Annotated in this window: 18 protein-coding genes; all 18 read left to right on the top strand. The window is 39.2% G+C overall.

The features are described 5' to 3' along the window. The first annotated feature begins 32 nt into the window (after window positions 1-32). The 18 genes from tpx (at window position 33) to tssG (ending at window position 24,052) form a co-directional block, all read left to right on the top strand. Window positions 33-536, top strand: coding sequence for a thiol peroxidase (gene tpx / locus AC5JQI_RS09090; protein WP_493914491.1), 504 nt, complete (start codon window positions 33-35; stop codon window positions 534-536). Window positions 537-1,004: 468 nt separating this feature from the next. Beyond that, window positions 1,005-2,963 carry a type VI secretion system Vgr family protein gene (locus tag AC5JQI_RS09085; RefSeq protein WP_493914490.1) on the top strand — a complete coding sequence of 653 codons (1,959 nt, stop codon included), beginning with the start codon at window positions 1,005-1,007 and terminating at the stop codon, window positions 2,961-2,963. 181 nt (window positions 2,964-3,144) lie between these two features. Further along, window positions 3,145-5,724, top strand: coding sequence for a DUF2169 family type VI secretion system accessory protein (locus AC5JQI_RS09080; protein WP_493914489.1), 2,580 nt, complete (start codon window positions 3,145-3,147; stop codon window positions 5,722-5,724). Next, a complete protein-coding gene (locus AC5JQI_RS09075; protein ID WP_493914488.1) occupies window positions 5,721-6,794 on the top strand; it encodes a pentapeptide repeat-containing protein in 1,074 nt (357 codons plus the stop codon). The genes AC5JQI_RS09080 and AC5JQI_RS09075 overlap by 4 nt, the downstream gene beginning before the upstream one ends. A 14-nt stretch (window positions 6,795-6,808) precedes the next feature. Then, window positions 6,809-7,426 carry a DUF3540 domain-containing protein gene (locus AC5JQI_RS09070; RefSeq protein WP_493914487.1) on the top strand — a complete coding sequence of 206 codons (618 nt, stop codon included), beginning with the start codon at window positions 6,809-6,811 and terminating at the stop codon, window positions 7,424-7,426. Window positions 7,427-7,455: 29 nt separating this feature from the next. Continuing rightward, entirely contained in the window at window positions 7,456-7,857 is a 402-nt protein-coding gene (locus tag AC5JQI_RS09065) for a DUF4150 domain-containing protein (protein WP_493914486.1), read from the top strand. A 7-nt stretch (window positions 7,858-7,864) separates the two neighbouring features. Then, the gene (tssJ, locus tag AC5JQI_RS09060; protein ID WP_493914485.1) at window positions 7,865-8,398 is read left to right on the top strand and encodes a type VI secretion system lipoprotein TssJ; all 534 of its coding nucleotides are present in this window, start codon (window positions 7,865-7,867) and stop codon (window positions 8,396-8,398) included. A 34-nt stretch (window positions 8,399-8,432) separates the two neighbouring features. Then, on the top strand, window positions 8,433-9,773 hold the full coding sequence (gene tssK / locus AC5JQI_RS09055) for a type VI secretion system baseplate subunit TssK (RefSeq protein ID WP_493914484.1): 1,341 nt from the start codon (window positions 8,433-8,435) through the stop codon (window positions 9,771-9,773). A gap of 14 nt (window positions 9,774-9,787) precedes the next feature. Next, window positions 9,788-11,002 (top strand): DotU family type VI secretion system protein, encoded by a 1,215-nt coding sequence (locus AC5JQI_RS09050; protein ID WP_493914483.1) that lies wholly within the window; start codon window positions 9,788-9,790, stop codon window positions 11,000-11,002. Between the two features lie 12 nt (window positions 11,003-11,014). Then, window positions 11,015-14,713 (top strand): type VI secretion system membrane subunit TssM, encoded by a 3,699-nt coding sequence (gene tssM, locus AC5JQI_RS09045; RefSeq protein WP_493914482.1) that lies wholly within the window; start codon window positions 11,015-11,017, stop codon window positions 14,711-14,713. Window positions 14,714-14,757: 44 nt separating this feature from the next. Next, a complete protein-coding gene (gene tssA, locus AC5JQI_RS09040; protein ID WP_493914481.1) occupies window positions 14,758-15,867 on the top strand; it encodes a type VI secretion system protein TssA in 1,110 nt (369 codons plus the stop codon). 88 nt (window positions 15,868-15,955) lie between these two features. Then, a complete protein-coding gene (gene tssB / locus AC5JQI_RS09035; protein WP_493914480.1) occupies window positions 15,956-16,504 on the top strand; it encodes a type VI secretion system contractile sheath small subunit in 549 nt (182 codons plus the stop codon). A 45-nt stretch (window positions 16,505-16,549) separates the two neighbouring features. Next, complete coding sequence (tssC, locus tag AC5JQI_RS09030; protein WP_493914648.1) at window positions 16,550-18,010, top strand: type VI secretion system contractile sheath large subunit; 1,461 nt, start codon at window positions 16,550-16,552, stop codon at window positions 18,008-18,010. A 137-nt stretch (window positions 18,011-18,147) separates the two neighbouring features. Further along, on the top strand, window positions 18,148-18,636 hold the full coding sequence (locus AC5JQI_RS09025) for a type VI secretion system tube protein Hcp (protein ID WP_493914479.1): 489 nt from the start codon (window positions 18,148-18,150) through the stop codon (window positions 18,634-18,636). Window positions 18,637-18,736: 100 nt separating this feature from the next. Then, window positions 18,737-20,458, top strand: a complete 1,722-nt coding sequence (tagH, locus tag AC5JQI_RS09020) for a type VI secretion system-associated FHA domain protein TagH (protein ID WP_493914478.1) — start codon at window positions 18,737-18,739, stop codon at window positions 20,456-20,458. A 75-nt stretch (window positions 20,459-20,533) separates the two neighbouring features. Then, complete coding sequence (gene tssE / locus AC5JQI_RS09015) at window positions 20,534-21,088, top strand: type VI secretion system baseplate subunit TssE (RefSeq protein WP_493914477.1); 555 nt, start codon at window positions 20,534-20,536, stop codon at window positions 21,086-21,088. 15 nt (window positions 21,089-21,103) lie between these two features. Beyond that, window positions 21,104-22,978, top strand: coding sequence for a type VI secretion system baseplate subunit TssF (tssF, locus tag AC5JQI_RS09010; RefSeq protein ID WP_493914476.1), 1,875 nt, complete (start codon window positions 21,104-21,106; stop codon window positions 22,976-22,978). Between the two features lie 9 nt (window positions 22,979-22,987). After that, a complete protein-coding gene (gene tssG / locus AC5JQI_RS09005) occupies window positions 22,988-24,052 on the top strand; it encodes a type VI secretion system baseplate subunit TssG (RefSeq protein ID WP_493914475.1) in 1,065 nt (354 codons plus the stop codon). Window positions 24,053-24,070 lie beyond the last annotated feature (18 nt).

The raw sequence follows: 24,070 nt of genomic DNA, 5'->3' as shown, positions 1-24,070 counted from the left end.
ACGACGTAATTTACTTTTAGAAGGATAAAACCATGACACAAACCGTCAAGTTTCAAGGTAGTGATATCATCGTCAACGGCGATTTCCCACAAGCAGGTCAGAAAGCAAAAGCATTTACACTGGTTGCTAAAGATCTTGCTGATATAACATTGAGCCAGTACGCAGGTAAACGTAAAGTACTTAATATCTTCCCAAGCATTGATACCGGTGTTTGTGCGACTTCTGTCCGTAAATTCAATCAACTCACCAGCGAACTGAACAATACCATCGTACTGTGCATTTCAGCGGACTTGCCTTTCGCTCAGTCTCGTTTCTGCGGTTCTGAAGGTTTGTCTAATGTTGTGACTCTTTCCACACTTCGTGGTAGCGAATTTCACGAAAATTATGGCGTTGCAATAAATGAAGGCCCACTGGGTGGGTTGACTGCGCGGGCTGTTGTTGTTCTGGATGAGAATGACCAAGTTATTTACAGCCAATTGGTTGATGAGATCACCAATGAACCTGATTATGACAGCGCATTATCAGCGTTAAAATAATTTTTTATTATTGATAATGATATAGTTTTGTTTTTAAATACAGCAAACTAGTTATTTTATAACTAGTTTTATTTTTTAGCGGCGATGAACTCATTAATTATGAATTCATCGCCGCTAATTTTTTTAATTATAAAAAATCGTTTTTCTATTGAAAATAACTATAAAAACCAAATCCACCATCAAGTCATAAATCATACGTTTTATTAAAAAATATTTAAAAATCAAAATATTAAATTTTTAATGGCATATTTTGTGACTTTTCCACTAACTCTCACAATATTATTATTCCTCACAAAAAATAAAAAATCAGGTTGCAATAATGTTGCATTATAGTTTTATTTATGAAATATTACTATTGAATTAGTTTCGTTATTAAATTATATTACAAGTGATAATAACTCAAGAAACCATCATTCGGTCCCGTATATTCAAAGGCTCGTGCGGTAGCTTTTTTAAAAGGAGCTTTTAATGGAAAAATTCATTATTGTGCATTCCTCACTGGGTGAGAAAGCCTTACATGTTAAGTCATTAAAAGGAGAAGAAAAACTATCAACCATTTATAGTTTTGAAGTCGAGCTTTTTAGTGACAAAAAAGATCTCGATATTAAAGGATTACGAAACAAACCGATATCAATAGAAATAAAAGATCCAGCAAACACTTCAGCAAAATCACGATATCTAAGTGGGTTAGTCCGTGAAGCAATCATTTGTGACTATTACGACGGATATCTCTATCTGTATAAAGTGATCATCCAACCCGCTCTATTTACTCTAACACTGAACAAAGATTTTAAAATCTGGCAAAAAAAAACTGCTCCCGAAATCATTAAAGATGTTCTGGATAAATATAAAGTAAAATTTAAGAATGAACTACAATCAAAATATAAATCACTAGAATATTGTACCCAATACAAAGAAACAGATTTCAACTTTATAAGCCGATTAATGGAGCGAGAAGGAATTTATTATTATTTTCAACATTGTAAGAATGAGCACACCCTTATATTATCAGATTCTCCTCAATCTCATTCAGATTTACCTAATAGTTCTTCTATCGAATATTATCCAAACCATCACCCACCAAGAAGCAAAGATAAACATTTTTTATATGACTGGACAATAAGTTATTCAACTACTCCTTTGAGCTATACCGTAGATGATTATAATTTTCTTAAGCCAAGCGCAAAATTAAAAGAGACACAACAAAACCCCGATTCTACTGTACCAAAAACAGAAATATTTGAATGGTCTTTGAATTATAACGAAAATTCACAAGGGAAATTCTATGCTAAGGTACTACAGCAATCCCATACTGCACAAAGTCAATATATAAAAGCGAAAAGTACCGAAATAGGCATAGCTCCGGGTTATACCTTTACACTGGCTAAAGCATTACGGGATAAAGATAACGGGCAGTATCTTATTATCAGCGCAAACTATGAATTTCACGAAGAGACTTATTTTTCCCGCGTAGCTGAGAATTTTTCTCCGGCAGATTTCTCTGCAAAAAAAGGCAAAATAATCAGTACTGAATTTACAGCTATTCCAGCGAAAGTGAACTGGCGCGCACCTTACCTGACGCAGAGGCCACAAGTTGGCACTGAATGGGCGACTGTTGTAGGTCCCAGCGGAAAAACGATTTGGACAGATGAATACGGTCGGGTTAAGCTCAGATTCTTCTGGGATCGGAGCGATACAAAAGATGATAAAAGTTCCTGCTGGGTACGCGTAGCCAGCAACTGGGCCGGGACTAAGTTCGGTATGGTACAGATCCCCCGGGTCGGAGAAGAAGTCATCGTCAGCTTTTTTAATGGCGATCCTGACAATCCCCTCGTAATCGGACGTAATTTTAACAAAGAAAAAATGCCTCCTTGGGATTTACCAAAGGAAGCCACCAAAATAGGCATAATGTCACGTAGCCTGGAAGGCGGAAAAGATAACACCAGCTACTTGTTTATTGATGATGCCCAAGGCAAAGAATCTTTCGAAATACATGCTGAGAAGGACATGTCAGTCTCTGTGGAGAATGACCAAACTTTAAAAATTGAGGGTAAACGTAATACAACAGTAGAAAAAGAAGAAGCTGCTACTTTCAAAAATAAACAGAAAACCACCGTTACCAATGGAAAAGAAATAGAAGTCACAAGCGGTGGAATTAAATATACGATTACTGATGGATATGAAGCAGATATAACTGGAGATAAATCAGAAAAAATTAGCGCCTCTTATAAGTTAAATGTTGGAAGCGATTTAACTCAAAGTATCACCGGGAGTTATAAACTGGATGTCACCGCTGATAAAAGTGAAAAAATCACAGGAAATTACAAGGTTCAAGCAAGCACTGTTAGTGTAAAGTCTAACACTCAAGTAGATATTAAGGGTTCAGTACAAGTTAGTATAAAATCAGCACTTATCCAATTGGGTTGATTTTTTATTTTTATCTGAATTTATTGTACTTATTATTCTAATAATCTATCGCCACAACCATTTTATAAAAAATTCTTACTTACATATTTTGAGAATAACCGATTTTATTCCCAAAGATAATCAGATAAAAATAAACAGAATTCTTCCGTCTTTTCTCAAAATGATTGAATCGGGTCTCTCAATGAAAATAATTAAACCTCTGCGCTTAAGTATGCTTCATCGCCCTTATCGCTGGCTGCAAAAAAATTATCTTGGGGTATCTATCATGACTTTGACTGATATGAGTAGCTCCCCTCGTTTGCGACCAGAGCAGGAACTCTGGCAACTTGCAGAAACTGAGTTAAAAGCCTGCGATAGTGTTATTGACTTCGCGATGCCAAAATCTTATGCCGAATTTCTTGCCACAGGTTATGCCTATACTCACCATCAGGCAGACAAAACAACTTGTTCTGCACGTATTCAAATAGATCAATTGGATAAGACATTGATTGCTTTTGGTGATCGTCATTGGGTTGATGAAACACCATCCAAACCGCAAGAATTTGGGCAAATGAGATTAGACTGGAGCCGAGCCTTCGGGGGAGGAAATTATGATGAAAATCCTCACGGTATCGGTTTCACTCCAGAAATTGGGGAAGATGGTATAAAGATCCACCGATTACCCAATATTGAAGGCACCCATAGACAGCTATTATCGCCACGGGATACAACAAACCCTGCCAGTTTTGGTCCTCTGGATTTCACGTGTCCACGCCGTTTTACCCGCATAGGTAAAAAATATGATAAAGAGTGGCTAGAAAACGAATTTCCCGGATTTTCCCGCGATATAGACTGGCGGCTATTTAATGCAGCTCCCCGCGATCAATGGTGGGAGCAAGATGATGCGCTGCCAGAAAAAGCAATATGGCGTATCTGGAATATGCATCCTGAAAAACCTATACAAGAAGGAATGCTGCCATCATGGCAAGCGCGTTGTTTTATCAAACGATTACGTGTTGAAGAAGAAATTTTCGAAGAAATAATAATGCGTAAGACGACAGTGTGGTTTTTTCCCCATCTGGAAAAAATGATCCTTATCTGGCACGGTTGTGCGCGTATTAATGAAGATGATGCCGCGGATGTCTTGCACATTCTCTCCGCAATGGAGTTGAACGATAAACCTCATCCTGAACATCATTATCTCCAAATACTCAGCCAGCGCACGGATAAAGAAAAAGGTGCATTATATGCTCTCCGGGAAAAAGATTTGATTCCTGAAGAGATCATTGCGCCGTGGTTGGATACTGAGCAACCCGAAAATAACCCTCCTTTGAAAGAGAATTGGAAAAACCGTGAAAAACGCCTGCGCGAGCAACAACGGGAGCGTATGGAAAAATACGGGAAAGACATCAATACACTGATCCCGTTGATGACGACAGAAACGGACCCACCTTCTAATCCGAAACCGGATGAATTACCCGAATTTGTAAAAAAAATAGAACAAGATGCCGCTCAAAAATACACTAAAGCTAAACAACAAAGTAATGAAATCCGTTTACAGGCCCAAGAAAAAGGCATTGATGTTGAACAGACAGCGATGGAAAAGCAACCAACAGGCTCACAGAATTTTAATCAGATACGGGATATATTGTATCAGCGACAACAACAAATGGGACTTAGCAATAATATTCTGACGCAGACTGAACAATCACTGTATAAAATGTATTTGGCTTCTATACAAACACAAAGACCCGCTTTGCGTTTAACAGGTGATCTGTCACAAATTATCCGCAAGCAAGTCCAACGCATCATGCGCAAAGACGGTGATTTCCGTGGTATGGATTTTACGGGCGTCGATTTATCCGGCATGAATCTACGTGGGGCTAATTTCTCCCGTACTTTGCTGGAAAGTGCCTGCTTCAATAACAGTCAATTGGATAGCGCAGATTTCAGTGAAGCAATGCTGGCCAGAACTGAAATCTGCCATGCTTCTCTGCACGGCGCGAAGCTGGATAATGCCAACCTGATACAGGCCAAATGTGAGCAAAGCGATTTTTCCGCAGCAAGTTTCAAAGAAACACAATTGCAGGAAACATTGTTTGATCACTGCCGATTTAATAATGCAATTTTCACCGAACTATTTCTGCAAAAAACCTTTATTACGCACTGCCGCTTTCAGCATTCACAATGGCAAAATTGCATTTTTCTGGAAATGGCTCTGCCTTCATTGAAATTCAACTACGCAAGTTTAAATAAAGTTTCTTTTATAAAATGTCAGTTGGAGAACGCTATTTTTGATCACGCTACACTTGATAGTTGTTCATGGACAGAAACAAAAGCAGAAGCAATTAGTTTTCGATCAGCAAAACTGATCACCTGCTCGTTTAATATGGAAAGTGATCTTAATCAAGCTGATTTCAGTGACTCGATATTAACAGAATGTAATTTGCGCCAAATGACTCTGATTCAATCAACTTTTCATTCTGCTACATTAAATAATAGCGATTTAAGTGAAGCAAACTGCCAATTGGCCAATATGCAGTATATCAATACAACAAAAAGCGTATTCATCAGAACGGATTTTCGGAAAGCCCAGTTGAATAATGCCAACCTGATTGGTGCCTTTATGCAGAAATGCACTCTTAATGGTGCTGATTTACGAGAGGCTAATCTGTTCCGTGCTGATATATCTCAATCTATCATTGATGATTCAACGTTGATTGACCATGCCTATACATTGCGTGTAAAAACTTTGCCCAAGCGTAATCAGGAAATCATATGAGAACACTGACGGCTGATGAACTGATGATTAAAATCAGGCAGGGAGACATTATTGAGAAAGTTAATTTACAGGGAATTTCACTGGTTGGGAAAAATTTATCAGGAGGAATATTCAAGGCGGTAGATTTTTCAGAAACCGATTTATCTCATTCTGTTCTCAAGGAATCGTCCTTTACTGAATGTCTGCTCGAAGAAGCCATCTTTAATTCAGTCGTATGTAGTCACACTTCATTTGAACAATGCAATATGATACGCACCAAATTTAATGAAGGAACACTGAATGATGTTATGTTTACTCAATGTGCTTTAAAAAAAGCACTTTTTAAAGCAACAAAACAAAATAGTTGTCAATATTCATCTTGTGACCTGCAATGTGCTGATTTGAATGGTAACGAACTTGATCGATTAACCTTTATTAATTCTTCATTAGATCACATGAGACTGCATAATAATCGTTTTTTCCTGGTGACTTTTTTCCGGCAAGATTTGAGGAAAACAAATTTTTATATCAGTGAATTCATTAAAACTGTTTTTTTCGAATGCAACCAACGTGGTCAAAATTATCAAAAGCAGCAATTTCAGGAATGCCAATTCCTGAATAATCAGCTTGAAGCTGCAAATTTCAATGGAGCAAAGCTGACTAATTGCAATTTCAAGGGTTCTGGATTACAAAACGCCCAATTATCGAATGTCAATGCAACTCAGGCATTATTTATCGAGGCTGATTTAACCCGCGCATGTTGCCGTAATAGTTTATTTAATCAGGCTATTTTTGTCGGGGCTTGTCTTGAACAGACTGACTTTCGGCAAAGCCAGTTACAACAGGCCATCATACATAAAGCCCGTGCAATCAGTGCACAATTTTCTGGTTGCGACATGAGCTATGCCGACCTCTCCTATGCCAATGTCAACAACAGTGATTTTCGCTCTGCACAATTCATGAGAACTCTTTTTCATCGGACTCAACAGGTTGAAGCATTATTTTCTGATCGTCAGGGTATATTGGAAAATGATCCTGAGCTATTTGCGGCTGAAGAATGGAATATACAACAACACCAATATAAGACTTAATTTGGAGAATCGATATGACGAAGTCTTCTTATGCTCTTTCTTCATATACTCTTGCCACGGAACCACTACAACAGATTGCAGGCCAAGTGATAAATATCCTTCAGGACGGCAGTTTAATGGTTGAAAGCAAAAACCGTGGTTGGCACTGCCGACGAGCTGTTAGCTGCCTATTAACGCCAGCGATGGGAGACACTGTGTTGATTATAAAGACTGATGAACAACTCTGGGTACTGGCTATATTGGAGCGGGCAAAACAACAAAATGCAGCAGAGATCAATATTCCGGGTGATTTATCCATTACAGCACAAGGAAATTTGGATCTGAACAGTAATGGGCTGAATATCACCGCTGACAATGGGAACTGCCACGTCAATGAAATGCAATATAGCGGTCAATCCTTATCCGCCTGGGTCTCCATGACAAGGATAGTAGGCAATCAATTTGAATCTGTTTGGCAAACCATAACCCAATTAAGCAACCGCCTGTTCCGTCATACAAGGCAAACAGAACAAGTTCAGGCAGGGCAATTAGATATGCAGGCTGAAAACTATGTACGCCTGCATGCTCAAAACACGGTGATTTCCGCCAAAGCAATCACCAAGATCGATGCCGAGCAGATTCACATTGGCTAGAGTTTTATCTCAATTAAGAAGGCAATGTTATGTATGCTAATACTCAAGGCGGTGGCACAGATATGGCTACACCAGATATCTGCCTGACCCCGGCTCCTCCCGGTGCGCCAGTGCCTGTCACGTATGTGAATACCGCACAGGGCACGAGTGGTATCAGTCCCAGTACGTCCACGATACTTTTTATGGGCAGCCCGGCCCATAATATAGGAACAACCATTGTTATGACAAACGGAGATAACGCCGGTGTCAATCTTGGTGTCACTTCAGGAACAGTGATGGGTCCATCACGCCATACGGTTGGCGCTAATAGTGTTCTTATTAAAGGCTCACCAGCAACCAGAGTATCAAGTTCTACAATGCAGAATTCAACCAATGCTGTCGGGTCACGCACAGCCCCCAGTCAAATCAAAGTCGATATTTTGGGGGCCTGAACTCACTTTGTTATATTCTCCAAGAACACAATGGATAAGGATAGTATTACTGTTTTTTACTTTAATAACATTCTCCTTAATAACATTGACAGGATGTTCTTCGTCACCAAAACAGGAAGTATTGCCGTCCTATAAATTGATTTTCGAAGCTAAAAATAAAGTAAATGATTCAGCTCCTTTGAAAATACGCGTTTTTCTATTGAAATCAAAAATAGAATTTATGTCAGCTGATTTTTTTTCCCTACAGAGTAATGCTCAAACTATTCTGGGCGATAAGCTGCTCAATAACGACCAATTTTTTTTCCTCCCTTTCCAGCATAAGTATTTTTTGTTGGAAAAAAATATGCCGGGAGTCGGTTATATCGGCCTTTTTGCTGAATATAAACAGTTGAACGGGAAAAAATGGCGCATCTCATTTCCGGTTCCCGTGCCTGAACAACCCTCTTTTTACGAATTTTGGGCCTCATCGCCAGATGAATTGAGTATATGTATTCAAGTTACATCGAATGGCTTAAATGCCATCAATAATAAATGCAACTAGCGTTAGATAACAAAGAAGGAAAAGAGGGAACTGCATGAAAAGATCAGAAAAAGTTATCTGGACAGAAGGCATGTTTTTACGTCCCCATCATTTTCAACAAGCTGAAAACTATCTGGAAGCTTATACTCGTGATTGGGGAATGGCTCAGACTCCGTATTATTGGGGCTTCTTGACGCTCGAGTTAGAGCAATCATTCCTTGAGCAAGGTAAAGTCATGGTTTCCTCAGCTAGCGGGATTTTTCCCGATGGAACACCATTTAGTTTTACTGGAACATCTGCTCCGGCACCGTTACAGGTTGCTGAAAACCAAACAGGAGAAAATGTCGTATTAGCGTTGCCAGTCTTCCGGGGAGGAAGAGAAGAAATCATTTCTAGTGAGCAAAAAGATTCCTTAGCACGTTTTGTCAGTATTGAATCGGAAGTCAATGATTTTAATGCCATGTCAGTCGGAAGTGCTACAGTGCAATTTGGACGGATGCGACTGCGGTTGATGCTGGAGTCTGAGCTGACACCAGAGTGGACTTCACTGAATGTTATCCATATTGTGAATAAAACTCAGGACAATGAATTACATCTTGATCCACAATTTATTCCTCCCCTGCTCAATTGCCATTCGCATCAGAAAATTATTGGTTTTATTGCTGATTTACAAGGTTTGCTGGAACAGCGCCGCAAGATGATAAACCATCATCTATTACAGCCCGGACAGCGCAACGATTCGGAAGTCATGGATTTTCTTTTATTGTCACTGCTTAACCGATATAGCGGCCAGATAAATCATATACAAAACGTACGATTGCTGCATCCAGAACGATTGTTCAGTGAATGGCTGCAATTTTCCGCTGAACTGGCAAGTTTTTCTCAAATGCGAGTACCAGAAGAAAATCTCCCTGTTTATGATCATGACAATTTAACGGTCTGTTTTAATCTTCTCATGCTCCAACTGCGTCAGGGGTTATCAATCATTCTGGAAAAAAATACGGTTTTATTGCCCCTGACCGAATACTCTCATGGTCTGAACGTTGCCACTATACCAGACGCCGATATACTGAATACATTCAGCTTTGTACTGGCTGTCTATGCCGATGTTCCCAACGAAACACTGGTTAATCGTTTTCCGACACAGATGAAAATCGCCCCCGTCGGCCGCATACGTGAATTGGTTCAGTTACAATTACCCGGTATTTCAATACGTGCAATGCCATCCGTTCCCAGACAAATTCCCTGGCATTCAGGTTATTTATACTTTGAATTAGAAAAAGATGGCGAGATATGGAATCAAATGGAGAAATCCTCTGGCTTTGCATTACATTTGGCAGGTGATTTTCCCGGTCTTCACATGGAGTTTTGGGCTATTCGCAATCAGCCCAAATAGAGGCAGTGGTACATATGACATATACAAAAAACACAAAGAAGAATGCGGTGCTTTCCAGTAATATTCATGATAATCCATTAGTTACAGCTGCTAATCCTTTGTTAAACAGTATCCCTCAAATCCGCCATTCTATAACTCATCCAAACCCTGCGGATTTACGCCAGAAATTGATCGACGAAATTCGGAATTTTGAAGTGAAATGCCAGTATGCTGAACTTCCTTATGAAGTTATCATCGGTGCACGATATTGCTTATGTACCGCATTGGATGAAGCCGCCGCACTGACCCCTTGGGGAATTCGCAGTGTCTGGCCGGGCAGTGGGTTACTGGTGACGTTTCATAATGAAACGTGGGGCGGTGAAAAATTTTTCCAATTGTTAGCCACGCTGTCACAAAAACCCAAAGAAAATCTGTTTTTGTTGGAACTCATTAACTTTTGCCTCCAGCTTGGATTTGAAGGGCGCTACCGTGTCATGGATAACGGGCGTTCACAGCTAGAAACCGTCAAGCAACGCCTGTTTCAGTTACTCCATTCAGAGCGTGGTAACTGTGCACCAGAATTATCTCCGACGTTACAGAGTATCACAGCACCGAACAAATTCAGGAAACCCTCTCTGCCCATATGGGCTTATATAGCAGTTATGGGTTTTCTTATATCTATCCTATATATTGGACTAAATTGGCAATTAGACGATATAAGCAGTTCAATATTAACAACTATCTATCAAACTAATTTACCTAATGTATCAGTTGATGATCGCATTTCTCCTTCTATATCACCCACTTTGAATCTGCAATATAGGCTGAGAAACGAAAGTAATGCAGGATTGCTCACTGTGACAGATCTCGCTGACCGGAGTACCGTGATTTTGAACGGTGATGGTCTGTTCAATATGGGTTCCACTCAAATTAAAAACCACTATCTGGATGTTATCAAGCATATTGCTGAGGCAATGAATAATTTCAAGGGGGAAATCTTAGTTATTGGTTACACCGATAGTTTTCCTATTCACAGCGTTAGCTTCCCATCTAATTACGCATTATCACTGTCCAGAGCCAAATCAGTAAAAAGAGAACTCCAGAAATATCTGGATCAACCAAAACGGATCCGAACAGAAGGAAGGGGAGACAGTAGCCCTTTAGTACCAAACAATACACCAAATAATCGAGCTAAAAACAGACGAGTAGAAATCACACTGTTAGTTTCTCCTATAAATCAGTCGGAGTGAGAAAACTAAAATATGCTAAACGCCATTATTTCTATCATTGCTAGTCGGTTAATGTGGAGTTTTATCGGAATAGCCGCTATTTCCTCCATTATCTGGTTTATAGGCCCAATCACCTCTATTGGCAATACAATACCTTTTGAATCAACAACAGTACGAATCATTATCATTATTTCATTATTCTTTATCTGGGTTTTAATTCAGTTAATCCCTCGCTTATATCAAGCATGGTTGAATAAAAAACTCTCCGATAAATTAAGTAAGAACAATGATGAAAAAAAACACTCTGACAGCAAACAAACCCCAAATGAGCAATATGCAACATTATCAGAACGATTTTCTGATGCCGCACGATTGTTGAAAAATGCATACTTCTATAGTCTGAATATCAAATATAAACCAAGTTGGCGGTGCTTTCTCAATCGTCAATATTTATATCAATTACCTTGGTATGTCGTTATTGGTGCTCCCCAATCAGGAAAAACGACTATTCTGGAAAATTCTGATTTGCATTTTCCATTGTCAGATCATTTTGAAAAATCAGCGCGCTATAATATGAGAGGAGAAAGTAATAGCTGTAATTGGTGGTTCACCAATGAAGCCGTTATACTCGATACTCATGGACGATATACCATACAGCACGAACAAGATGCCAGTGAATGGAAATGTTTTATCAATCTGTTGAAAAAATATCGAACACGCCAACCACTCAATGGCGTCATTATGACCATCAGCGTGGCAAATTTACTCAATTCATCAAAGGAGGAACGTGATAAACAAGCTTATACGCTGCGCAGACGTTTATCAGAATTACATAAACGATTAAAAATTCAGTTTCCAATTTACGTCATCATTACTAAAACCGATTTATTGAAAGGTTTTAGTGCTTATTTCTCCCATCTTAATAAAGCACAACACGAGCAAATTTGGGGTTTTAACTTTCCATGGAATAAAATTGACTGGAGCCTAAATGAATATTTTGAACAACAATATGATTTATTACAAAACCGATTAAATGCGGAATTACCCAATATATTATTGCACCAGAATGCTCCCCGACATTGCGCTGAAAGTTATCTGTTTCCTCAGGAATTTGCCGTATTGCGTCCATTGATTGCGCAGTATCTTGAAATCACATTCGCTAAATCAGGATTTGAGATACCTTATTTCCCTCGCGGGCTTTACTTCAGTAGTGGAACACAGAAAGGTGTACCATTTGATTGTGTAATGGAAAAATTTAACCACAGTTTCCAATTACCGACCGATAATGACAGTGACTCTCTGTCTTGGAAAAATAAAAACAATGAAAATTTTCCTGCTCAACCTCCCCTTTATCAGATTTATTTTCTGAAAAATTTACTGGTGAGTATCTTTAAAGAAGCCGGACTTGCCAGTTATAACCGTTGGTGGATATATCGTAACCGACTGCTGAGTGGACTAAGCTATATTGTTCTGGCTGCGATTTTAGGTTTTGTTATTGCTTTGTTTCTTGCCAGCTATAGCAACAACAAACATTACTTGATGGAGATACAGGCCAAAATTCCCTCAATTATGAACCAAAGTGCTGAGTTAATAAAAAGTGCTAAGCTGACAAAAAGCAGCAGTGATGTCGATATTTATGCTTTACTACCTATTTTGAATAATCTGGAAAATTTGGCAGCCAGCAAGCATTTTTCTCTTGATGATCCCCCTCTATCCTATCGAATGGGATTATATTGTGGTGAACAAGTCAATGACGCAAGTTGGTCACTATACAAAAAATCTCTACAAATATTACTATTACCGAAAATAGCAAAATTAATAACCTTACAACTAAATCAAGGCAACAATAATAATACTGATAACACTTATATTCTCGACAATTATAATACATTGAAAGCTTATCAAATGTTATATCAGCCCAGGCATTATGACGGTAAATTCTTACATGATTGGGTAATGCAATATTTGCAAACACATTTACCATCAGGCATTTCCCAAGAACAATTACGTGAAATTAATGAGCATCTAAAATATTTACTGGACAACCAAGTTGTTACTTCACCCTTTGTTCGTGATGAGCAATTAGTGGTAAAAAAACAAGCTCAATTCAACAATATTCCACCAGCACAGTTCATCTATACTCAATTAAAAAGTAACTTTCTGAACAATCGGAATTTTCCCTCTGTAAATCTAGTTACACTAGCTGGCTCTGAGGCTGAATTAACTTTTTCACGTATTAGTGGCGTATCGATAACCCATGGTGTACCCGGAGTTTTTACTCCTGCTGGTTATCAAGCAGGTGTTGGTAAAGAGCTGAATACTCTTATTGATACCTTTTACGATCAGGATAATTGGGTACTTGATATTTATGAACGAAAGCAGTCAGCTAAAGCTATCTCTCTTTTAGTACGATTACTTTATATCAGAGATTATATTCATCAGTGGGATACTTTTCTGTCCGATATTCAACTGAATGATATCGACAATCTTGAACAGCGTGCCAACATGGCACACTTACTTTCTTCTAATCGTTCTCCCATGCGCAATCTGCTAATCAATATCAGCAAAAATGTCACCCTGGATGAAGGAATAACCAGTAATAAGACCAAGCAAATCAGCAGTAGTATATTAAGCAGTAAGCCCGGTTTACTGGCAAAAAACGGTTCATTGACAAAATTAGCACCCAAAGAACTTTTACCTGATAAAGAACATCTACCCGATAATAATCAGCCTACGCCAGAACAAACACTGAAAGAGCACTTTGCTCCAATCATTGATCTGGCTAAAAGCCCTGATGGAAAAAATAAACAAATTCCTTTTGATGAAGTACTAACAAAAATCGATGAATTAAATAAATACCTAAATTCAGTGCAAGATGCTGTCAATATGGGTATGCCTATTCCGCCAGATAAAATCATCACACTACTGCAAAAGTCGGCTGAAAGCCTGCCTGTCCCTTTTAAAAACATAATTCACGCATTGGCAATGGGTGCCAGCAAAGATACACAGGCCAGTGATATAAAGCAGTTAAGCAGACACCTTGCTGCTGAAGTTAGCAGTTTTTGCCATCAAGCGATTGCCAACCGTTACCCACTGACACAAGGTGCACATAATGAGGTAAAGCCTGATGACATGGCTCGGATGTTCGCTCCCGGAACCGGTATCATGGACAGTTTTTTCCTAAAAAATCTTGCCGGGAAAGTCGATACCACCCAACCCCAATGGCACTTTATATTGGGTGCAAATGGAAAAGCATTACCGAACAGTAAAAATCTGCTAGAGCCATTTAAACAGGCTCAGATTATTCGTGATACCTTTTTTACCAACGGGCAACCCTCACCTTCATTCCATGTTCTTGTCCGCACAATTGATATGGATAACAGCATATTGAGTATGATACTGGATGTTGATGGCCAACAATTACAATATAGCCACGGCCCTCCAGTTTCACGCTTACTCAACTGGCCCGGTCCCAACGGAACAAATCAGGTTCATATTCAATTAAATTTAGCAGATGGCACAACTGCTAATCTAACCAACCCTAGCAGCCCATGGGCACTGAACCATTTTCTGGATCAAGCAAAACGCACCAAGCAGAACCCAAATTCCAGCGATAATGTGAGTTTCCGAGCAACATTCAGTATTAGTGGTCATCATGTTTCATTGGAATTTACGCCAAACAGCATTTTCAGCCCGTTTCAGCTACCCGATTTCACCTGCCCCAAACTATAAAGATTGGTCACGTATTTAATCATCAAAATGAGCAGAAAATTATCATGAACATTGATGCCTTACTCAAGCCAATCAGTGAAGAGTCTCCTTGCGGAGAAGAATTGGAATACGATATCGAATTTATGGAATTAGAAAACTCCTTAATCGGAAAAGTAGAACAGCAGTTTGGTGATATCACTATTCCAGCGGAACCTCCCAACTGGTTACAGGTGGAAAAACAAGCCATTGAGCTGTTAACTCGTACCAAAGATCTTCGTGTCATCATTCCATTAACACAATCATGGTTAGAAATGCGGGGATTATGTGGTTACGCAGATGGCTTAAATTTACTCAAGCAAACGTTAGAACGTTATTGGGATGAAGTTTGGCCCAAATTAGAGTTTGAAGGAGAATATGACCCTTTATTTCGCCTTAATATATTGTCCGTAATTGAAGATAACTCTCCCCTCACATTGCAGGCACAGCATTGCGTTCTGTTGAAAAATAAGAATACTTCGGAAGAGTTATCTTTACAGGAAATTTACTCATTACTGAATGGTTCAATAACCCAAATCAGTGGTTATACTGGCGGGCGTCCTCGATTATTGGAACAATTGAAGCAATATACCAATAGTCCTGAGATGATGGCAATAATGAATATTCATGATCACCTTATTTCAATACTCAATATTATTAGCCAAAAAATGTCAGAAAACAGTATTCCTGAAATATCACGATTTTTAAAAAATCTGGAGCAGGTGATTGAATGTTGCCCTTCATCTCAGTCAGAAATTAACATTGATGAACAATCTATCGATCCCAATTCAGTTAAGCCAATATCAGGCCTGGAGCAAAAAGATCTCCCCTCCTCAGTATATCCAAAAAATGAAACGCCTATTAACTGGTATAACATTGAAGCCAGAAGCCGTGATGATGCACGCATGTTGTTAGAAAAAGCCAAAAACTATTTTCTGGTACATGAACCAAGCCATCCAGCTCCAATCATGATTGATCGTATTCAACGTCTCATTGATCGTGGTTTTATTGATATTGTTTATGACCTTGCCCCAGATGGATTAAATCAACTCGAAGTCATTTTTGGGCGCTCGGATAATTCAAATCATCCAAATGAACAGGATGATTCAAATGATTCAAATGATTCAAATTTTTATTAATCGTTATTTACCCTAACCTCCAACCTTAATTAGCAATTAGCTGTTTATTTTTTATTAATCTAATTCGCCAAATAATGGGGAAGCTATCATGAAATCAAGTGGACAAAAATTTATTGCTCGAAATAGACCTCCTCGTATACAGATTGAATATGATGTTGAACTTTATGGTTCAGAGCAGAGAATTCAGTTGCCATTCGTTATGGGAGTGATGGCCGATTTGGCAGGTAAACCCGCAGAAGATTTGCCTGAAGTAGGCGAACGCAATTTTATGGAAATTGATGTTGACAACTTTGATGAACATATGAAATCAATAAAGCCACGCGTGGCTTTTCAAGTAGATAATACGTTGACAGGTGATGGAAAACTCAATGTTGAGATGACATTTGAACAAATGGACGATTTTCAGCCTGATGCCATTGCCCGAAAAGTGGAACCATTGGCTAACCTACTGAAAGCACGAACTCAATTGACAAATTTGTTATCCTATATGGATGGTAAAAATGGTGCAGAATTGTTGATTGCTGAGATCCTGCAAAATCCCGCCCTGCTTAAATCATTGTCTGAAGCACCACATCCTACAGAAAGTTCTACTGAAATAGAAAATCCTACCAAAGAAGGAACAGAGAAGAAGGAATAATCAATGAACACAAGCGAACACGACGCAGAACGCCAGCAAGAACAGATGCCCAAAGAGTATACTCCTGATGAACTGAGTGCATTGCTGAACAAAGAATTTCGTCCACAAAATGAGTGGACCCGCAACGCTGTCGAAAATGCCGTAGCCACGCTGGCACAGCAAGCATTGGAAAACACAATTACAACTTCCGATGACACTTATAGCACGATTCAGTCCTTGATTGCTGAAATCGATAGAAAATTGTCACAACAGATCAATCATATTTTACACCATGATGAATTTCAGTCACTGGAAGGAGCCTGGCGTGGCCTGCACTATCTGTGTAACAACACAGAAACTGATGAAATGCTGAAAATCAAGCTAATGTGCCTTTCTAAAAAAGAGTTGAGCAGTACCCTAAAACGTTTCAAAGGTGTCAGTTGGGATCAAAGTCCTATTTTTAAAAAAATTTACGAGGCGGAGTATGGTCAGCTTGGCGGAGAACCTTATGGTTGTCTGATTGGTGATTATTATTTCGATCATACGGCTCCCGATATTGAAGTTTTACGTGAAATGTCACAAATTAGCGCCTCGGCACATTGTCCATTTATTACAGGCGCTGCGCCAAGTGTTCTGCAATTGAGATCCTGGCAAGAGTTGTCTAATCCCCGAGATCTGACCAAAGTTTTCCAAAATACTGAATATGCCCCTTGGCGTAGTTTACGCTCATCAGAAGATGTCCGTTATCTGGGATTGGCGTTACCGCGCTTTCTCTCTCGTCTACCTTATGGCAACAAAACCAACCCTGTAGATAATTTCAATTTTGAAGAGGATACCGAAGGCCCGACCCACAGTAACTATACTTGGGCCAATTCTGCTTATGCCATGGCCGTTAATATCAACCGTTCATATAAACTGTATGGTTGGTGTACTGCTATCCGAGGAGTACAAACTGGTGGAAGCGTGGAAAATCTGCCCTGTTATACTTTCCCATCCGATGATGGTGGAGTGGATATGAAATGCCCCACAGAAATTGCGATTAGCGACCGCCGCGAAGCTGAATTAGCAAAAAATGGATTTATTCCATTATTACATCGTAAAAATACAAATATGGCCGCATTTATTGGTGCACAATCACTTCAGAAACCGGCTGAATATTACGATCCGGATGCCACCGCCAATGCTAATCTTGCAGCCCGTTTGCCCTACTTATTTGCTTGTTGTCGTTTTGCCCATTATTTGAAATGTATTGCGCGCGATAAAATTGGATCATTCCAAAAACGTGAAGATATGGAACGCTGGCTTAATAATTGGATTATAAATTACGTCGACGGTGATCCAATAAACTCGTCAACAACGATTAAAGCAGAAAAACCATTAGCAGCGGCAGAAATTCATATAGAAGAAATCGAAAGTAATCCAGGACATTATCATGCTAAATTTTTCCTGCTCCCCCACTATCAATTAGAAGGTTTGACTGTTTCGCTGCGGCTAGTATCTAAACTTCCTTCACTCAAAAAAAATTAACTCAATATTAAATACTGTTTTCCTTATTAATACATTTAAATTATTAACATTTAAATGCCTATATATCTCTACACAAAATTTCAATACAAATTTATTGAATTCCATCAGTTTATTTAATTTTATTAAGGTAAAAGAATATGTCTAGTACAGGTATTGATTCATTCATTAGTTTTACTGACATCCAAGGTGAAGCTACAGCCACTTCATATGAAAATCAGACAGCCGTCAGATCATTTTCACTTGAACTGAGTAACCGTGTTAATTATGAACCTCAAGTTAGCGGATTAGGTGGCGGTATAGTACAAGTTTCGGGTCTGTCCTTAGAAATTCTATTCGATAAATCTGCTATCTCCCTGCGAAAATTTATCGTAAAAGGACAGCATATTGATAAGAGTACACTTATTGTACTTCGCCAAGGAGGCGAACGAGCAGCCTGGTATACATTAACTATGACAAAGGTTTTTGTTGCACAATCCCAACTGACATTCGGGGGTGGTTATTTTTATTCCGCTCTCTCCCTTGTCTTTAACTCATATAAAGAAGAATACTCCAGCCAAAAAGGAGATGGTAAATCAAGCCCTGCCGTCAAATACGGATGGGACGCTACAACAGGCACAGTAACCTAAATAACTCCTAATCGAATAACCTCACTGAACTCCAGAGGGGTTATTCCACTAACCATTATTTCACCAACAACTATTCCACCAACAATAGGTATCCATAACTATGCGATTCACCATTGTTAAAAATATCGGGACAAATCAGCCTCCACAACTCAGTTATGATTTTATTCCTCCTGGTGGCACTATCGGTTGCAGCACAGACAATAACTGGGTTCTACCTGATGAAAAGCAGACCATAGCCCATTTGCAGGCCATTGTATCTGTTTCTGCTGACGGCAATTGCCATATTACCAATCGCGGTACTGCTTCAGAGGTTTTACTGAATACAATGCCTATGGCACCAGACCGTCAGATTGAAGTCCGAGATGGTGATATAATAGGCATTGGCGATTACCAAATCCAGGTTGTGAATATCAAACAAAGTGTACCACCATTGGCTATAACCCGCACACTCAATCCAACTCAACCACCGTCCAATCAACCAGAAAATATCCCTAATGAAGTTTGGGAGGGGCTGGAAAATATCTTCACAACACCCGATGAAAGATCAGCACAAAGTCCCCTGCAAAATCGTCAAGAATTAAATGACAATAACCCGCTAATAAAACCCCAACAGCATCAGGAGCGCAATCCCATTGATCCACTCGAACAAATGGAAACTAAGATAAACCTTGATACTTTACAATCACGCGCTACAGATCCCGTCACAATGTTTACGCCAGACAATAACTTTCAACAAGGAAATATTCTGAGCGATAGCACTCCCAGTGCATTATTAGAACAAAATTATCCATATGAAAACGGAAGAGATAAGCAAGAAATTGACCCCCTGAAGCTGTTTTCAAATAATGATTTTTCCGATAAACATACTCAGGATATTAAAATTAAAACTAATGATCCCTTGAGTCAGCTAATGGACAAAGCAGAGCCAATAACACCCCAGAATAATATGACTGGTTATAAATCAATGGATTATGAATCAAAAGAAACTCCCAATCAGGATAATTCATTGTATTCTGTACCACCCTCTTCTTCGTCCTTGCCTGCGCTCTTCGCAACAGAAGAAACAACCAGAAGTACAACAGACCCAATTAATCACCAAGATGGTGTCAGTTATTTACCTTCTCATCATAGTAATGGTGATCCACGGCGCCTTGATATTGACCCAATGACACATACGACCGCCTCTCCTCACGCTCAAACAGAAGGCATTAAATTAGAGGGTAAATTACTGACAGCCTTATTAGACGGTATGGGACTCAGCCATATCCAAAAACCAGAATTTGATGAACATGTTATGTATAAATTGGGAAAATTACTCAGTCAATTATCCCAAGGAATTATGGCTCTAAACGCTTCACGTATTCTGCTGAGACACAAAGTTAATGCGGATGTGCCCCAAATTATGGCAGATGCCAATAATCCTTTTAAACTCCTGCCTTCTGGTCAAGCGGTATTGATTCAAATAATTAGTGATTATATGCCGGGTTTTATGCCACCAGAACAGGCTACGCGGGATATTTTAATAGAATTGCAAGCGCATCAATTAGGTATGATTGCAGGATTACGCACCATCAAGGCAAATATTTTGCAACCATTAGAGCCTTCTGTTCTTGAACAAAAAGCACGTGACGAAAGTGGGCTTCCCCGCTTGTCATTATCATCAACCTATAAAGCCGCTTTATGGGATTACTTTATCCAACATTATCAAAAAACAGTCGATGAACTCGAACAAAGTGATTCCTTATTTGATGAAAATTTCCGGCAAACTTATGAAGAAGAAATCAATCGATATAAGGACTCTAAAAATAAAACAGAGAAATAAAAAAGTATAATCCACTCCTGTCATTTTTTATTTTTAAACAACATTATCTTTCATCACAATTGTTATGGATAAACAATGAATGACAACATAACTTTACTGAATAGCGGTTATCGTTCACGCAGGCCACCAGCACGTATAACAGCACAAGACAGAATGCAGCCTTCTTTACTTGACAAACTCACAGATAAAGAACCTGATAAGAAAAGAGAAATATCCAGCAATTATCTATTATCAAACAATGCAGTGCGAAAAAATATTTTACGAGATCTAGAGTGGTTACTTAACAGTTTAAATAAAGAACCTGATAATAAAATGCTCTTTTTTCCAGAAATATGTCATTCCGTTTATAACTTTGGCCTGACACCTTTAGCAGGCAGGAATATGTCTGAAATTGAGTGGAATGATATCCAAGAGAAAATCATTAAGGCCATTCATACCTTTGAACCCCGTATTATTCCCGATGAACTTCAAGTGAATTGTATTTCTGATAAAGTATCAATATCGCTATACAATATATTATCCATCGAAATAAAAGGTTTTTTATGGTGTGTTCCCTGGCCTATTGAATTCCTGTTCCTTAGTGATATCGATCTAGAAAATAGTCATTTCAACATAAAAGATGCCGGATAAAAAGTGAAGGATATTATGGATAATAAACTACTAGAATATTATAACCGTGAGCTGGTGTATTTGCGGGAAATGGGCAAAGAGTTTGCTGAGCGCTATCCCAAGATTGCCAGCCGTCTGGGTATGCATGGCATAGATGTTGCTGATCCTTATGTTGAACGCCTGATGGAAGGCTTTGCTTTCCTTACGTCTCGCATTCAATTAAAAATGGATTCAGAATTTCAACATTTTTCTCAGCACTTACTGGAAATGCTGTATCCCAATTATCTCTCCCCCACACCTTCAATGGCAATTGCCGAACTCCGACCTGATATGACTAAAGGGGATATAAGCCATGGATTTTTAGTGCCACGTGGTACTATTATGTTCTGCCAAACACTAAAGAAAGAAGGTATTGATTTTCAATATTCCACTACTCAAGATGTGATTTTACAACCCCTGAAACTACAAAAAGTCGAGCTAGGCAAAATCCCTGCCAATATTCCTCTTGTGGGTTTAAATCTTCATCAATATGGCGCTGTCAGGGCATTGCGCATTCGCCTTACCTGCAACGGAAAGTTTTTCCTCAATGAATTAAACCTAAATAAATTGACATTCTTTCTTTCAGGCCCAGATCTTCAATCCCTGAAATTACTGGAATTGATGATGGAGCATTCTGTTGGCATGGTATGCCAAACTTTGGGAAAAAATCCGCAATATCAAGTATTACCTGATCTTTCACCCTATCATGAAGGGTTTAAAGACGATCAGGCGGTGCTGCCAAATGATTCCCGCAATTTTAGTGGTTTTCGTCAACTCCAAGAATATTTTGCCTTTCCATCTCGTTTCCGGTTTTTCAGTATTAGCGGTATGCAATCCCTGTTGGAGCAAACTGAAAAAGATAATGAATTTGAACTGATTTTACTTTTAGATAAAACTGACAGTAACTTAGAAAATTTGGTCGATGCCTCCTATCTGGCATTGAACTGTACCCCCGTGATTAATTTGTTTCCAGCACGAACTGAACGTGTCTCTATTGATGAAAGTTCAACCGAATATCATCTTGTCGTGGATAATATCCAACCCCTGAATTATGAAATTTTTTCTGTGCAATGCCTGCATGGTATTGATGCACAAAACAAAGAAGAGTATGTATTTCGTCCATTTTGGTCAACAAATAGTGACGATAAGGGAAATTATGGTGCTTATTTCTCCCTGCGGCGTGATCCCCGTATTTCATCTGAACATGCTCATCACTATGGAACCCGTACCAGTTATATCGGAACAGAAGTATTCATCACGATTGTCGATGAAAATAACTCTCCATGGCCTAATGCATTAAAGTATCTGAGTGCTGATGTCATGTGCACTAACCGCGATCTTCCTGTGATGTTGCGACAACAGGATATCAACCATTTTGCTATGTTGGACTCCATTCCTATCAATCAAATTGTATTCCTTAAAAAGCCAACCATTCCACATCCTTCTCTGGCACAAGGTCCGGTTTCATGGACGCTCATTAGCCTACTTCAAATTAACTATATGAACTTGATGGATAAAAATTCAAAAGAAGGAATCAAGTCCCTACGGCAGTTATTAAGTCTCTATTCCGATCTTTCTGACCCCGCAGTAGTACGCCAAATCAATGGAATACGCCACTGTTTATTAAAGGAAGTCTATCGCAGGGCACCCGCGCCAGGCCCAATCACCTTTGCTCGTGGCATCAGTATAAATCTGGAAGTGGATGAGCAAGAGTTTGCAGGCATCAGCCCGTGGCTTTTGGGTAGTGTTCTGGAAAAATTATTCTCACGTCTCGTAACTATAAATTCATTTATTGAAATGACTCTGCATAGCCAACAACGTGGGAGGATTGGCTTTTGGCCTGCCCGCATGGGCAGCAAAAAATTAATATAAGAGATACCCATGAAAACAGATGTCGTTGAGATTCATCGTGTATGTCGCTTACCTGATAACTTTTGGCAACAACTGACTCAGACTCCGTGGAAATTTGATTTATTCCAGACTATTCGCCGAATTGATGCCCAATATGGAGAGTATTACAAACTGGGCACTGCGCCATTACCTAAATATGAACCCTTGCGTTTAGGTCAAAAAGCTTCAATGGTATTTGCCCCTTCTACAATTTCAGAAGTTCAACAGCAAAAAAATTCGAATTTATATGAAATACTTATTTATAGTTTTGGATTATTCGGCCCTAATGGGCCATTGCCTCTGCATCTGACTGAATATGCTCATTCACGAGAATATAATTTTCACGACACCACTTTAGGGGCTTTTACCAATTTATTTCACCACCGATTGATACTTCTGTTTTACCGGGCTTGGGCTAATGCCCAGCCGACAACATCATTGGATCGACCAGACCACCAGCAATTTTGCCATTACTTAGCCAGCCTAATCGGTATGGGGCTGCCAGCCCAACAAAATCTCAATACGATCAGCAGTCATGGTCTTTATGCACTGGCCGGTAACCTTGCCCGTCAAACGCATAATGCGGAAGGACTAGAAAAAATCCTGCGATTTTATTTCAGAGTACCCATAAAGATTATCCAGAATATTCCGCAATGGCTGCAAATCGAAGCGCAGGATCAGACACAATTAGCAGCAGGACGTCACATGCCTCGCTTAGGTCAATCTACATTTTTGGGCATTGCGTTCTACGATATGCAATATAAATTCCGTATTGAGATAGGGCCATTAACCCAAACAGAATATGACTTATTTCTGCCCGGACAACCAAAATCACAACAATTGCGTGATTGGGTCCATCAATATCTGGGCATTCAGTACGCCTGGGATATTCAATTGATACTTGATAAAACAGCTATAAAAGAGATGCGCCTGTCAGGAAAAATAAAGTTGGGTCTGAATAGCTGGCTTGGGAAAGTTACCCGACGAACTCATTATGTTGATTTAATCTATGCACCAGAATCCTCCCAGAACGAATTCAAAACGGTTGGTCTCTAGTTAGATTACTCCATAAAC

The organism is Xenorhabdus sp. XBWT (genome assembly GCF_059072735.1).
This window is presented reverse-complemented; position numbering and strand designations above follow the sequence as displayed.

Bases quoted from the DNA above. Each gene is read 5' to 3' on its own strand.
- tpx (WP_493914491.1), top strand. From the start codon at position 33: ATGACACAAACCGTCAAGTTTCAAGGTAGTGATATCATCGTCAACGGC.
- AC5JQI_RS09085 (WP_493914490.1), top strand. From the start codon at position 1,005: ATGGAAAAATTCATTATTGTGCATTCCTCACTGGGTGAGAAAGCCTTA.
- AC5JQI_RS09080 (WP_493914489.1), top strand. From the start codon at position 3,145: ATGAAAATAATTAAACCTCTGCGCTTAAGTATGCTTCATCGCCCTTAT.
- AC5JQI_RS09075 (WP_493914488.1), top strand. From the start codon at position 5,721: ATGAGAACACTGACGGCTGATGAACTGATGATTAAAATCAGGCAGGGA.
- AC5JQI_RS09070 (WP_493914487.1), top strand. From the start codon at position 6,809: ATGACGAAGTCTTCTTATGCTCTTTCTTCATATACTCTTGCCACGGAA.
- AC5JQI_RS09065 (WP_493914486.1), top strand. From the start codon at position 7,456: ATGTATGCTAATACTCAAGGCGGTGGCACAGATATGGCTACACCAGAT.
- tssK (WP_493914484.1), top strand. From the start codon at position 8,433: ATGAAAAGATCAGAAAAAGTTATCTGGACAGAAGGCATGTTTTTACGT.
- AC5JQI_RS09050 (WP_493914483.1), top strand. From the start codon at position 9,788: ATGACATATACAAAAAACACAAAGAAGAATGCGGTGCTTTCCAGTAAT.
- tssM (WP_493914482.1), top strand. From the start codon at position 11,015: ATGCTAAACGCCATTATTTCTATCATTGCTAGTCGGTTAATGTGGAGT.
- tssA (WP_493914481.1), top strand. From the start codon at position 14,758: ATGAACATTGATGCCTTACTCAAGCCAATCAGTGAAGAGTCTCCTTGC.
- tssB (WP_493914480.1), top strand. From the start codon at position 15,956: ATGAAATCAAGTGGACAAAAATTTATTGCTCGAAATAGACCTCCTCGT.
- tssC (WP_493914648.1), top strand. From the start codon at position 16,550: ATGCCCAAAGAGTATACTCCTGATGAACTGAGTGCATTGCTGAACAAA.
- AC5JQI_RS09025 (WP_493914479.1), top strand. From the start codon at position 18,148: ATGTCTAGTACAGGTATTGATTCATTCATTAGTTTTACTGACATCCAA.
- tagH (WP_493914478.1), top strand. From the start codon at position 18,737: ATGCGATTCACCATTGTTAAAAATATCGGGACAAATCAGCCTCCACAA.
- tssE (WP_493914477.1), top strand. From the start codon at position 20,534: ATGAATGACAACATAACTTTACTGAATAGCGGTTATCGTTCACGCAGG.
- tssF (WP_493914476.1), top strand. From the start codon at position 21,104: ATGGATAATAAACTACTAGAATATTATAACCGTGAGCTGGTGTATTTG.
- tssG (WP_493914475.1), top strand. From the start codon at position 22,988: ATGAAAACAGATGTCGTTGAGATTCATCGTGTATGTCGCTTACCTGAT.